The organism is Streptomyces niveiscabiei (assembly GCF_001419795.1).
Taxonomy (GTDB): domain Bacteria; phylum Actinomycetota; class Actinomycetes; order Streptomycetales; family Streptomycetaceae; genus Streptomyces; species Streptomyces niveiscabiei.
Genome location: NZ_LIRL01000703.1, coordinates 1 through 12,556, shown reverse-complemented (window position 1 = coordinate 12,556; position 12,556 = coordinate 1). Strand labels below are relative to the sequence as shown.

The 12,556-nt window shown below is 68.7% G+C and carries 14 protein-coding genes; 6 read left to right on the top strand and 8 right to left on the bottom strand.

Going from position 1 to position 12,556, the window contains the following annotated elements:
* On the top strand, positions 1 to 570 hold a 570-nt coding region (locus AOK24_RS31060; protein WP_055723366.1), incomplete at its 5' end, for a TetR family transcriptional regulator.
* Here AOK24_RS31060 and AOK24_RS31055 read toward each other — a convergent pair.
* The 3 genes from AOK24_RS31055 to AOK24_RS31045 form a co-directional block, all read right to left on the bottom strand.
* A complete protein-coding gene (locus AOK24_RS31055; protein ID WP_240554217.1) occupies positions 554 to 1,012 on the bottom strand; it encodes a hypothetical protein in 459 nt (152 codons plus the stop codon). The genes AOK24_RS31060 and AOK24_RS31055 overlap by 17 nt on opposite strands.
* Before the next feature lie 271 nt (positions 1,013 to 1,283).
* Positions 1,284 to 1,517 (bottom strand): ferredoxin, encoded by a 234-nt coding sequence (locus tag AOK24_RS31050; RefSeq protein WP_055723365.1) that lies wholly within the window; start codon positions 1,515 to 1,517, stop codon positions 1,284 to 1,286.
* 2 nt (positions 1,518 to 1,519) lie between these two features.
* Positions 1,520 to 2,968, bottom strand: a complete 1,449-nt coding sequence (locus AOK24_RS31045) for an aldehyde dehydrogenase (protein WP_055723364.1) — start codon at positions 2,966 to 2,968, stop codon at positions 1,520 to 1,522.
* Between the two features lie 110 nt (positions 2,969 to 3,078).
* Here AOK24_RS31045 and AOK24_RS31040 point away from each other — a divergent pair, with 110 nt between their 5' ends.
* The 3 genes from AOK24_RS31040 (at position 3,079) to AOK24_RS31030 (ending at position 5,320) form a co-directional block, all read left to right on the top strand.
* A complete protein-coding gene (locus AOK24_RS31040; RefSeq protein WP_055723363.1) occupies positions 3,079 to 4,122 on the top strand; it encodes an MBL fold metallo-hydrolase in 1,044 nt (347 codons plus the stop codon).
* A 144-nt stretch (positions 4,123 to 4,266) separates the two neighbouring features.
* On the top strand, positions 4,267 to 4,611 hold the full coding sequence (locus tag AOK24_RS31035; RefSeq protein WP_055723362.1) for a hypothetical protein: 345 nt from the start codon (positions 4,267 to 4,269) through the stop codon (positions 4,609 to 4,611).
* A 283-nt stretch (positions 4,612 to 4,894) separates the two neighbouring features.
* On the top strand, positions 4,895 to 5,320 hold the full coding sequence (locus AOK24_RS31030) for an aggregation-promoting factor C-terminal-like domain-containing protein (protein WP_055723361.1): 426 nt from the start codon (positions 4,895 to 4,897) through the stop codon (positions 5,318 to 5,320).
* Between the two features lie 12 nt (positions 5,321 to 5,332).
* Here AOK24_RS31030 and AOK24_RS31025 read toward each other — a convergent pair whose 3' ends face one another.
* Positions 5,333 to 6,568 (bottom strand): cytochrome P450, encoded by a 1,236-nt coding sequence (locus AOK24_RS31025; protein WP_055723360.1) that lies wholly within the window; start codon positions 6,566 to 6,568, stop codon positions 5,333 to 5,335.
* 166 nt (positions 6,569 to 6,734) lie between these two features.
* On the opposite strand from AOK24_RS31025, the gene AOK24_RS31020 reads away from it, so the two are divergent.
* Complete coding sequence (locus tag AOK24_RS31020; RefSeq protein ID WP_055723359.1) at positions 6,735 to 7,904, top strand: steroid 3-ketoacyl-CoA thiolase; 1,170 nt, start codon at positions 6,735 to 6,737, stop codon at positions 7,902 to 7,904.
* 3 nt (positions 7,905 to 7,907) lie between these two features.
* Here the strand turns inward: AOK24_RS31020 and AOK24_RS31015 are convergent, their stop codons facing one another.
* Positions 7,908 to 8,081 (bottom strand): DUF397 domain-containing protein, encoded by a 174-nt coding sequence (locus AOK24_RS31015; RefSeq protein WP_240554215.1) that lies wholly within the window; start codon positions 8,079 to 8,081, stop codon positions 7,908 to 7,910.
* On the bottom strand, positions 8,068 to 8,907 hold the full coding sequence (locus AOK24_RS31010; RefSeq protein WP_055723357.1) for a helix-turn-helix domain-containing protein: 840 nt from the start codon (positions 8,905 to 8,907) through the stop codon (positions 8,068 to 8,070). Before AOK24_RS31010 ends, AOK24_RS31015 begins: the two co-directional genes overlap by 14 nt.
* A 103-nt stretch (positions 8,908 to 9,010) precedes the next feature.
* On the opposite strand from AOK24_RS31010, the gene AOK24_RS31005 reads away from it, so the two are divergent.
* Entirely contained in the window at positions 9,011 to 9,451 is a 441-nt protein-coding gene (locus tag AOK24_RS31005; RefSeq protein ID WP_055723356.1) for an ATP-binding protein, read from the top strand.
* Between the two features lie 43 nt (positions 9,452 to 9,494).
* Here the strand turns inward: AOK24_RS31005 and AOK24_RS31000 are convergent, their stop codons facing one another.
* Positions 9,495 to 9,956, bottom strand: coding sequence for an SMI1/KNR4 family protein (locus AOK24_RS31000; protein WP_240554214.1), 462 nt, complete (start codon positions 9,954 to 9,956; stop codon positions 9,495 to 9,497).
* A complete protein-coding gene (locus AOK24_RS30995) occupies positions 9,934 to 12,000 on the bottom strand; it encodes a bifunctional glycosyltransferase 87/phosphatase PAP2 family protein (protein WP_055723355.1) in 2,067 nt (688 codons plus the stop codon). Before AOK24_RS30995 ends, AOK24_RS31000 begins: the two co-directional genes overlap by 23 nt.
* Positions 12,001 to 12,556: the final 556 nt, after the last annotated feature.

The window sequence follows — 12,556 nt, the reverse complement described above, 5'->3', positions numbered from 1 at the left end:
GGACCGCGTCGAAGCCGCCGCAGCAGGATCCTCCACACCACCGCCCAACTCGCCAGCCGCGGCGGCTTCGACGCGGTCCAGATGCGCGAGGTCGCGGAGTCGTCCCAGGTGGCGCTGGGCACGCTGTACCGGTACTTCCCGTCGAAGGTCCACCTTCTGGTGGCCACGATGCAGGACCAACTAGCCCAAATGCACGGCACATTGCGAAAGAAACCCCCCGCGGGGGACTCCCCCAGCGTCCGCGTAGCGGAAACCCTCATGCGAGCATTCCGAGCGCTCCAACGCGAACCCCACTTGGCCGACGCAATGGTCCGAGCCCTGACTTTCGCGGACCGCAGCGTAAGCCCCGAAGTGGACCAGGTCTCCCGCCAAACAACCTCCATCATCCTCGACGCCATGGGCGAACCCGACCCAACTCCCGCCCAACTTTCAGCAGTCCGGGTAATCGAACACACCTGGCACTCGGCCCTGATCACCTGGCTCTCCGGCCGCGCCTCCATCGCCCAGGTAAAAATCGACATCGAAACGGTCTGCAAACTGATCGACACGCCGGCTACCGACAAGCGGTAGCTTCGAACTCCTCCAGAGAAACCGTGACCGCGGAATCCTCCTTCTCGTACCGGACCTGCCCGGGTGGAATCCGATCCCGCACGTTGAAAGAAACACCCACCGCCGACCAGGAGTTGTCCTTGGTCCACCCGTAGAGCACGTACGTGAAACGGCCCAGAAGAGGGGCGGACAGCCCCTTTCCACCCCACCCGGCGGCAGGGGTCTCAAGAGGCCAGGTAACGAGCCCGGGCCCAAGAGGACGGTCTGCGATCCACTTCCCCACTTTCCTTTCCATGACGGCTTCCTCGCTATCTATATAAAGAGTCGCGCCGTCGATGTGATGCCCGCACACCAACATGACCCCGATCAACTTCCCATCAGCACCGACAGATATCCCGGCAACGGCATCAGAGGGAACAACGCACCCCGAGAGGGAGAAGAGAGCGGCCCCGGTGACGAACACACCGCCGAATCGTCGAATGACTGACCACATGAAGAGCCCCTGTCAGCACGCAATGCCCCACCACCTGAAGCCGACAGCATAGATCTGCCACCCCCCAGGGGCGCGGGGCTGTATCGATATGCGGCTCCGCCGCGTGGGCGCGAGAAACCACGACGAGCCCGCACCCAACCGACATCAGTGCCACTCCCTTAGGGGCGCGGGGAACTGCGCGACCAGCCACAACGCACCCGCACTCGACCGACGACAGCACCCGCCACACCCCCCAGCCCCCCTACTCCTCCGGCGGGAACACCGCCTCCCCGGTGCCCGCCAGCGCGATGGAGATCGCCTCCACTGGGCAGTTCTCCGCCGCCTCCAGGACGGCCTCGTTCGCGTCGGTCTCGGTCTCGGCCGGCTGGGACTGGCGGCCGGGGTCGAGTTGGAAGAAGCCCTGGGTCCGGTGGACGCACTGGGCGGAGCCGATGCACAGGGACCGGTCGACGTCGAGGCGCCAGCGGTCGCCCATGGTCAGGCTCCGGCCGGGAGGTGGATCATTTTGTGTTCGAGGTATTCGCTGAAGCCTTCGGGACCGAATTCGCGGCCCAGGCCGCTGTTTTTGTAGCCGCCGAAGGGGCCGAGCATGTCTAGGCTGAAGGTATTCACGTTGTATGTGCCGGTGCGTACTCGTCGGGCGATATCGATGCCGCGTTCGACGTCCTGGGTCCAGACGCTCCCGCTCAAGCCGTACTCGGAGTCATTGGCGATTCGCACGGCCTCGTCCTCGTCGCCGTAGGGGAGGAGGCAGATGACGGGGCCGAATATTTCCTCGCGGGCGACCCGCATACTGTTGTCGACGTCGCCGAGAAGCGTGGGAGCGACGTACCAGCCGCGTTCGAGACCGTCAGGACGTCCGCCCCCGGCGAGGACTTTGGCGCCTTCTTCCTGGCCGACCCGGATGTACTCGAAGCTGCGTTCCTGTTGGCGCCGGGCGACGAGGGGGCCGATCTGGGTGGCGGGGTCGAGCGGGTCGCCGACTTTCAGCGCGCGGACGGCGGCGACGAACGCCTCGGTGAACTCGTCGTACCGCTCCCGGGGCAGCAGGATCCGCGTCTGCGCGACACATGCCTGCCCGTTGTTCATCCACGCGGCGGGCCCGATCCCGCCGACCGCCGCGTCGACATCCGCGTCGGGCAGCACGATCGCCGCAGACTTCCCCCCCAACTCCAGGGTGACCCGGGTCAGTTGACGAGCCGCGACCTCCATGACCCGCTTCCCGGCGGCCACGGACCCGGTGAACGCGACTTTGTCGACCCCGGCATGCCCGACGAGATACTCCCCGGCCTCCCGGTCCGCGGGCAGCACCGACAGCACCCCTTCGGGCAGCCCGGCATCCCGGCAGATCTCGGCGAGGACGTACGAGTCGAGCGGAGCCTCGGGAGACGGCTTGAGCACGACCGCGCACCCGCTGAGCAGCGCCGGCGCGAGCTTGGACGCGGCGACGAACTGGGGCGTGTTCCAGGGGATGACGGCGGCGACCACCCCGACCGGCTCCCGCCGTACGAGGATCTTCCCGAGCACCCCGTCGCGCCGCTCCTCGAACACGAACCCCCGGGCAACGGTGATCGCGGCGTCCCACACCATCATGGACGCGAGCGCCTGCCCGAGCACGCTCCACGAGTAGGGCGACCCGTTCTCGGAGGAGATGACCCGCGCCAACTCCTCGTGCCGCGCGGCAATCCCGTCCTTGATCCGCGAGACGACGGCGATCCGCTCCTCCAACGACAGCCGGGGCCAGGGCCCTTCGTCGAAGGCCCGCCGGGCCACCCCGACGGCCCGGTCGACGTCCCCGTACGTCGCATGCGGCACCCGCCCGATGACCTCCTCGGTGTGCGGCGACACCACCTCGATGACCCCGTCCCCGAGCGGCGCCACCAACTCCCCGCCGATGACCAGCTGTCCGTACTCCACGACGTCCATAGCCACCACACCCTCGGTATCGGCACCGGTTTCTGACGGTGTTTCAGGAACTGATACCAGTTCTAGTTATAGTGAGCAATGGCCACGGCGCGGCGGCATGCGGAGGGCACATGACGGGGACCGGCACGACGACGTACGACCACGGCGGCGGCGTCCGCTCCCTCCAAGTCCCCATCCCTGACAACCCGTTGGGCCACACGCTGGTGTACGTCGTGGACACGGACGCCGGACCGGTGCTCGTGGACACCGGCTGGGACGACCCGGCGTCGTGGGACACCCTCGTCCAGGGCCTCGCCGACTGCGGTACGTCCGTGGAGGAGTTGACCGGCGTCGTCGTCACGCACCACCACCCCGACCACCACGGCCTCTCCGGCAAGGTGCGGGACGCGTCGGGCGCGTGGATCGCGATGCACGAGGCGGACGCGGCGATAGTCCGCCGTACCCGGGAGACGCGGCCGGAGCGCTGGTACACGTACATGTCGGCGAAGCTGACGGCGGCGGGCGCGCCGGAGGAGCACGTGGCGCCGCTGCGCGAGGCCCCGCGCCGGCCGCTTCCCGGGTTCTCCCCGGCGGTCCCGGACCGGGAGATCGTCCCCGGCGAGCTGCTCCCCCTGCCCGGCCGCCGCCTGCGCGCGATCTGGACGCCGGGCCACACGCCCGGTCACGTCTGCCTGCACCTGGAGGAGACCCACCCGCACGACCTCCCCGGCACGGGCCGCCTCTTCTCCGGCGATCACCTCCTCCCCGAGATCACTCCCCACATCGGCCTGTACGAGGACCCGGACGACGCGACGGTGACCGACCCGCTCGGTGACTACCTCGACTCCCTGGAACGGATAGCCCGCCTCACCCCCTCCGAGATCCTCCCCGCCCACCAGCACACGTTCACCGACGCCCCGGCCCGCGTCCAGGCCCTGCTGGACCACCACGACCAGCGGCTTTCAGCATTGCAGGCGCTACTGACAACGCCCCTCACGCCATGGCAGCTGGCGGTGCGGATGGAGTGGAACCGGCCGTGGGCCCAGATCCCGTACGGCTCCCGGAACATCGCGGTGTCGGAGGCGGAAGCGCACGTCAGGCGCCTGGTGAAGCTGGGCCGCGTGGAGGCGGTGCCGGGGAGCGACCCGGTGACGTACGTGGCCGTCGCGACGTAAACGTACGGAACGCGATCATTCGTCCGAGTGAGTACCGGCATGACCTGGTTCGGCCTGGGCAGGTCTGCCGCCGTAACACTCATCACTCTCCGCATCTTCATGCCTCCCATGGGTCACGGAGAGACCGCGAAAGGAACCGCGCACATGCGCATGCGTACCGCCCTGGCCGCCGGTGTCGGGGCTCTCGCCCTGATCGTCACCGTCCCCACCTCCGCGTCGGCGGCCGAAGGGCCCTTCTTCTACGCCTACACCGGCCTGGACGGGTCCCCGCAGGTCGGCGTCCTGAACAACCCGGTGAGCCGGGAGTGTGTCACCGTGCCCGAGGTCGCGGACCCGGGCGCCAGCTCTCCCGCGCGCTACGCGTACAACGACACGGGCTCCACGGCCGTGGTGTTCGCGAACCCGGACTGCACGGGTGACGCGACCGCGCTGGAGCCGAAGGCCGGAGGGGGCGCGGGCACGGAGTTCCGGTCGGTGATTTTCAGCTAGAAAGCACAGAAATCAGCCGTTGACCGGTGAACCACCCCACGTGACCCGGGTCACCTACGAAGCCGGTTCGTAGCTCCGGGCGCAGGTCACACGGCGATGAACCACCGCAAATGCGACTAAACCTAGTAAAGGAGGTGTTTGCGGGTGCCCCCCGCCGCCTGCTTCTCTGGTTGACGTCGCACGGCGCCGACAAGCCCCCACGGGCCTCGGCGCCGCCGCTTTGCCGGAGGTGAGACTCCCCCGGCGCGAGCGACCGCCCTGTCCCCGAAGAAACAAGGTTCCCGTGTCTTTCGCCGCCGTCCGCAGCATCGCCCGGTCCCCGAAGAAGGCCCTCACGACCGCCGCCGTGGCCACCGCCGCCGTCGGCATGGCCCTCACCGCGGCCCCCGCCCACGCGGCGACCGCGACCGCGGACTCCGCCACCGAGGCGCAGACGATCGCGAAGCAGCTGATCCCGGACACGGCGCAGTACAACGCGTTCGCGCACATCGTCGAGCACGAGTCCGGCTGGGACGTCGACGCGAAGAACGCCTCCTCCGGCGCCTACGGCCTTGTCCAGGCCCTCCCCGGCTCGAAGATGGCGTCCGCCGGCGCCGACTGGCAGACGAACGCCGCCACGCAGATCAAGTGGGGCCTGGAGTACATGAATTCGCGGTACGGCAGCCCGGCCGCGGCGTGGAACTTCTGGCAGGCGAACGGCTGGTACTGACCGGCCTTCCGGTCAACTGGCGCTGACCTTCAGCTCCTTGACGCCGTTGATCCACGCCGACCGCAGCCGCCGCGGGTCCTCCACCAGCCGGATTCCCGGCATCGCGTCGGCGACGGCGTTGAAGATCAGGTCGATCTCCAGTACGGCCAGTGACTTGCCCAGGCAGTAATGCGGACCCCCGCCTCCGAACCCGAGGTGGGGGTTCGGGTCTCTCATGATGTCGAACTGGCCCGGATTCTCGAAGACTTCGGGGTCGTGGTTGGCGGAGGCGTAGAACAGCCCCACCCGTTCGCCCTTCTTGATCTGCTTCCCGCCCAACTCCGTGTCCTGCGTGGCCGTTCGCTGGAACGACACGACGGGCGTGGCCCAGCGGACGACCTCCTCGGCCATGGTCGGGGGGCGTTCGCGGCAGTACAGCTCCCACTGTTCGGGGTGGGTCAGGAACGCGTGCATGCCGTGCGTGATCGCGTTGCGTGTCGTCTCGTTCCCGGCGACGGCCAGCATCAGCACGAAGAAGCCGAACTCGTCGGAGTTCAGGTTCCCTTCGTCCTCGGCGGCGACCAGCGTCGACACGATGTCCTGCGCCGGGCACTTCTTGCGCTCGCCGGCCATGTCCATCGCGTAGGCGATGATCTCGGCGGCCGACTGCTGGCCCACCTCTTCCGTCACGGCGAACTCGGGGTCGTCGTAGGCGATCATCTTGTTGGACCAGTCGAAGACCCGCGCCCGGTCGTCCTGGGGGATGCCGATCAGCTCGGCGATCGCCTGGAGGGGGAGTTCGCAGGCGACCTGGGTGACGAAGTCGAAGGGGTCCGCGCTGCCGCGTACGAGCTCGACGATGTCGTACGCGCGCGTGCGCAGCCGCTCCTCCAGCGCGCGGATCGACCTTGGTGTGAAGCCCCGTTGGACGATCTGCCGGACCCTCGTGTGCTCCGGCGGGTCCATGTTCAGCATGATCAGGCGCTGCGCCTCGATGGACGCGCGGTCGATGTGGTCGTTGAAGCGGATGATCGCGGTGTTGACGGAGGACGAGAAGAGTTCGGGGTGCGTCGAGACGTACCGGACGTCGGCGTGCCGGGTCACGGCCCAGTACCCCTCGTCCTGGAAGCCGGCGACGTTGCCCGACTGCGGTATCCAGCGCACCGGTTCGACGCTGCGCAGGTCGGCGAACTCCGGCAGGGGGACACGGGCGTGCAGCAGGTCGGGGTCGGTGAAGTCGAAGCCTTCGGGAAGCGCTGGACAGGGCATGGGACAGCTCCCGCCATCTGACGGCTCATCAGAAATAGGTGCGGAGACCGTAGTTCAGCGGGCTTGAGGCTGCAAGACCCTTGCGGTGACGTACGCCACATCCGCAGACTGGCAGACGGAACTAGAACACGTACTAGTTACTCGGCCCCGGAAGGAATCCGCACCCATGGCCGCCGAACCCGTGATCGTGGAAGCAGTCCGCACCCCCATCGGCAAGCGCGGAGGCGCGCTCGCCAACCTCCACCCCGCCTACCTGCTCGGCGAGACGTACCGTGAACTCCTCGGCCGTACCGGCATTCCCGCCGACGCGGTCGAGCAGATCGTCGGCGGCGCGGTGACCCAGGCCGGCGAGCAGTCCGCCAACCCCGTGCGGACCGCCTGGCTGACCATGGGCCTGCCGTACGAGACCGCCGCGACGACCGTCAACTGCCAGTGCGGGTCCTCCCAGCAGGCCTCGCACATGACCGCGAACATGATCGCGGCCGGGGTCATCGACGTCGGGGTGAGCTGCGGCGTCGAGGCCATGTCGCGGGTGCCGCTGGGCTCCGCGTCCAAACACGGGCCCGGGAAGCCGTTCCCCGACGAGTGGAACGTCGACCTTCCCAACCAGTTCGAGGCCGCCGAACGCATCGCCCGGCGGCGGGAGTTGACGCGCGAGGACGTCGACGGGCTGGGGGTGCTGTCCCAGCAGCGGGCGGCGGACGCGTGGTCGGAGGAACGGTTCAAGCGCGAGACGTTCGGCGTGCAGGTGCCGACGACCGAGGAGGAGCAGGCCGCCGGGCAGGGCATGTGGCGGCTGGTGGACCGCGACGAGGGGCTGCGCGACACGTCACTTGAGGCGCTCGCGGGGCTGAAGCCCATCATGCCGACGGCCGTTCACACGGCGGGGAACTCCTCGCAGATCAGCGACGGTGCCGCCGCGATCATGTGGGCGTCCAAACGGATGGCCCGTGCGCTGAAGTTGAAGCCCCGGGCCCGGATCGTCGCGCAGGCGTTGGTCGGTGCCGATCCGCACTACCACCTCGACGGGCCGATCGACGCGACGCACACGGTGCTCGGCAAGGCCGGGATGACGCTGAAGGACATCGACCTCGTGGAGATCAACGAGGCGTTCGCCTCAGTGGTGTTGAGCTGGGCGCGGGTGTTCGGCCAGGACCTGGCGAAGGTGAACGTCAACGGGGGTGCGATCGCCCTCGGGCATCCGGTGGGCGCGACCGGGGCTCGACTCATCACGACGGCTCTTCATGAACTGGAGCGGTCCGACAAGGAGTTCGCGCTGGTGGTGATGTGCGCGGGGGGTGCGCTGGCTACAGGGACGATTCTTCAGCGGCTCTGACGTTCAGCGATTCTGGGTCCAGGTGAGGAACTCCGAGAACGCCGTGGGGTGGAGGGTGAGGTGGGGGCCTGCGGGGTTCTTGGAGTCACGGATGGCGATGCGGGTGAGGGGAGTTGAGGCGATCTCGACGCAATCGCCGCCTTGGTCACCGCTGTAACTGGCCTTACGCCACACCATGTCCGTGCTCCGCGCCATAGCGTTCCTCCATCACCCGCCGCATCAACTCCGCCGAGTCCTTGATGGAGAGTGCGGCGGCTTGCAGGTGATCGTAACGGAGCGAGCAGTCCTTGACGGTGTCCGGGTTGGCGGTGGGATAGCCATCGCCATACCCCTCGGTGTAGACGATGTCGGGGTCGTCGGCGAAGCGGTAGACGTTGAACGATCCCGTCAGTCCCGCGTGCGCACCGGCCGCGAACGGCAGGATCTGGACGTTGATCCGGGGGTTGTCCTCGAAGGACAACAGATGCGCCAGTTGTTCGCGCATGACCTCAGGACCGCCGATTTCCTGGTAGAGCGCGGCCTCACCGACGATCGCCCAGAAGACCGGCGGCTCCGCCTTCTCCAGGATGTGCTGACGAGCGAGCCGGGCAGCCGTGCGGTTGTCGAGGTCGACCTGATCCATCGTGCCGAGCGTGGCGCGCGCGTACGCCGGGGTCTGGAGGAGGCCGTGGACCATGCCGATCTGGAACGTCAGGATCTCCACCGCCCGCGCCTCCAACTCCGCCACCTGCTGGAACCACGACGGCAGTTGGGAGCGCAGGACCAGAATGACCAGCCGCGAGAAGAAACCGTCCGTGTTCAGCGCCGCGTCGATGCGCTGGCTGAACTCCAGCGTGGGGACCTTCCGCGCGTTCTCGATCTGGCCGATGAGGGAACCCGTGTAGTTGACGACGTCACCCAGCTGACCCTGCGTCATCCCGGACGCCTCGCGGAAGCGGCGCAGCTCGAAGCCGTAGTAGTCGAGCGGCGACGCACCCGGGTCGAGAACGTTGATGTGGGTCACCCAAGTCCCCTCTCTGACACAGAGTTTCGACAACCCGCGAACAAACCGACAGGTTGTATTCATCCGGTAGCCCAGAGTAGGGAAGAGGGTCCACGCTCGTACTGTGAACAAACACTTTCCCCCCTTCCTGGTGGGTCCCCTCTTCCCCACGTACTGCCTGATCCTCAGGGTCGGCGACCACTCCCCCCGCCACATCCGCCGCATCACGCGCACGCTGCTGAAGGAGTGGCGGACGGAAGAGGTCACGCACGCCGTGGAGTTGGCCCTCACGGAACTGGTCACGAACGTCCACCGCCACGTCCCGGACCGCCGCTGCCAGGTCCTGATCCTGCGCCAGCCCAACGCGATCCGCGTGGAGGTAACCGACCCGAGCCCCCAACTCCCCGCCCCCATCCGCGACTTGCCCCTGGACGCCGAGTCGGGCCGCGGCCTGGTCCTGGTGGACGCCCTCACGGACAAGTGGGGAATCGACCCGGTCGGCCTCCTCGGCAAGACGGTGTGGTTCGAGTGCGCGACGCCGATGGACCTGGACAACATGCCTTGAGCCTCGGCGTCGAGGGCCTCCCGCCGCACCTCCCGTGAGGCCCTCAGTCCTCCACCAGCCCACGGAGGAACGCGGCGAACGACTCCGCGATCCGCCGAGGCACCCTGTCCTCGTCGACGTACGCCACCGCGGGCTCCCCTTCGGGGCCGCACCCGGAATAGTCGAGCATCACCGTGTCGTGCCCGCCGGAGGGGGTGAGGCCGAAGACGACACCGATCTCGGGGTAGCCCCATTCGGCGATCATGTCGGGGGACAGGACGTCGATGCCGTCGGTGCCGCCGACTCCCCAGATCGCCTCGACGCTGATGTGGTCCGGTGCCCACGAGGTGGGGAACGCGGTGGGGAAACGGGTGTTGCGCAGCAGACCCCCGTTCTGGACGGACAGCAGGTCGACGTAGCTCCGGGGCAGACGGACCCCGAGTGCGGCCTCGGCCCGCCTGATCATCCCGGGGTCGAGCGGCGGGCCGATCCAGTCGGAGGCGTCAGCCAGGAGAAGGTGCTGCAACGGTTTTCTCCGGTTCTCTGTCCTGTTCCTGCGCCGCGACCTTCGTCACCATCCGGGCGCGGGGGCCCATGAAGGCGTAGGACAGTCCGAAGCCGGCGAGGACGACGGCCGCGCCGCCGGCCGCGTCGAGGATCCAGTGGTTGCCTGTGGCAACGATGGCCGAGACCGTGAAGAGGGGGTGCAGGAGGCCCAGGGCCTTCATCCACCACTTCGGGGCCACGATGGCGATGACGAGGCCGCACCAGAGGGACCAGCCGAAGTGGAGGGACGGCATGGCGGCGTACTGGTTGGTGAGGGCCGTCAACGTGCCGTAGTCCGGCTTGGAGAAGTCCTGGACGCCGTGGACGGTGTCGATGATGCCGAGGGAGGGCATCAGGCGCGGGGGCGCGAGGGGGTAGAGCCAGAAGCCGACCAGGGCCAGGAGGGTCGCGAAGCCCAGGGACGCGCGCGCCCAGCGGTAGTCGACGGGGCGGCGCCAGTAGAGGACCGCGAGGACCGTCAGCGGGACGACGAAGTGGAACGACTCGTAGTAGAAGTCGAAGTAGTTGCGCAGCCAGGAGACGCCGACGACCCAGTGGTTGACGGCGTGCTCGATGTCGATGTGCAGGAAGCGCTCGATGTCGAGGATCTGCTGCCCGTGCTCCTCCGCGCGCACGCGCCCGCCGGAGTTCGTGCCGCCGGTGGCCGCGAGACGGACCTTCTGGTACGCCGCGTAGGTGACGCGGATGAGGAGCAGTTCGAGGAGGAGGTTCGGCCGGGACAGCACGCGCCGCATGAACGGCAGCAACGGCACCCAGGAGAAGCGCGCGGGCACGGGCGCGGCGTACTGCGTGGGCGTCGGCGCGGCGTACAGCGGGTCCTTGCGGGACAGGAACGGCAGGAACGTGGCGGCGGCGATCGCGGCGAACAGGACGATGTTGTCGCGGACGGGGTACAGGGCGGCCATGTTCGGCAGCATCATCTTCGCGGGCAGCGTCATCACCAGGACGACGGCGACGGGCCACACGTACCGGTCGGAGGCCCGCTTCCCGACCCGCCCGACGACGGCGAGCAGCACCCACAGCAGCTGGTGCTGCCAGGTGGTCGGCGACACGGCGATGGCGGCGCACCCGGTGATCGCGACGGCGAGCAGCAACTGGCCGTCCCGCGCGTAGCGCACGGCACGGCGTACGCCGAGGGCGGCGACGACGGCGCCGAGCGCGAGGAACAGGCCGATTTCGAGCGGCCCGTTCATCCCGAGGCGCAGGAGCGCGCCGTGCAGGGACTGGTTCGCGAGGTCGTCGGCCTTGCCGCCGAGCCCGGTGCCGGCGATGTGGTGGACCCAGTACGTGTACGAGTCGTGCGGCATCGCGGCCCAGGCGAGCAGCGTGGCCGCGCCGAACGTCCCTACGGCCGTCGCCGCCGCCCGGCGTCTGCGCGTGAACCACAGCAGCGCGGCGAAGAGCAGGACGGTCGGCTGGAGGGCCGCGGCGACGCCGATGAGGACGCCGCCGGCGTACTTCCCGCGCGCGACGAAGCAGCCGAGGAGGACCAGCAGCACCGGGATGATGCTGGTCTGGCCGAGCCACAGGGTGTTGCGGACGGGCAGGGAGAGCATCAGGAGGCTGATGGCGACGGGGGCCGCGAGGAGGGCCGTACGGCGGCTCACGGGCTGCGGGAGGGCGCGCGCGGCGACGACGCCGAGGGCGGCGACCAGCAGCAGCGTGCCGAACGTCCAGCCCCAGCCGAGGGCCTGTTCCGCGGCCTTCGTGAGGGGCTTGAGGACGAGGCCGCCGAAGGGGGTGCCGGTGAACTGCGTGGAGTCGTACAGCGAGCCGTTGACGTGCAGCACGCCGTTCTGGCCGACCCAGGTCTCCAGGTCGGTCAGGCGCTCCCCGCGCGGGGTCGACAGGACGGCCGCGACCTGCCGTACGGCGAGGACCGCCACGAGCAGCCACAGGCCGATGCGGGCCGCGCGCAGACGCGCCTGTCGTGCGTCCGCGGGGTCGACGGCACTCGCCCCGAAGGGTTCCGCCGGTCGCCCGCTGTGCTCCGCATTCGCCACGGCTGGTAGGCCTCCCGCCCCGTTCGTTCGTTCCCGCTTGTCTGGTGGTTCTCCCGGAGGCCCACCAGGGGTTTCCTCCGGACGAACCCTACGGGCACGCCTCTCCCCCTGACAGAGACGCAGGTCACCCCTGCTTCACCTGGCAGCCCTTCTCCTTTTGTCCGGAAGACGATAGTGCGTGTCCGGGCAGGTCGCGCCCTCGGGGGCTGTTTTCGCCCGTCTCATGGGCGGGATTTGAATCGGCGCCGAACGGAAGCCCCGCCGCGCCCGTACCGTCGTAGACCCGCGCGGGTCACAGCACTACGAGTAGTGACGGATGACTACGGAGGGCTTCGGGCATGGTGGTCGGTTTTCCGTGGAGACGACCGGGAGCGGAGAAAGGTTCATCCCCGCCCTTACGCGCGCGTGCGCTGGCCGCTCTCCTGCTGCCGGCCGTTCTCCTGCCGGTGGCTCCCGCGTACGCGGGAGCCACCGGCAGCAGAACGGCCGGCATCAGGAGCGCGGCCAGCGCACGCGCGCGTCAGGTCGGGGATGAACCTTTCTCCGCTCCGGGTCT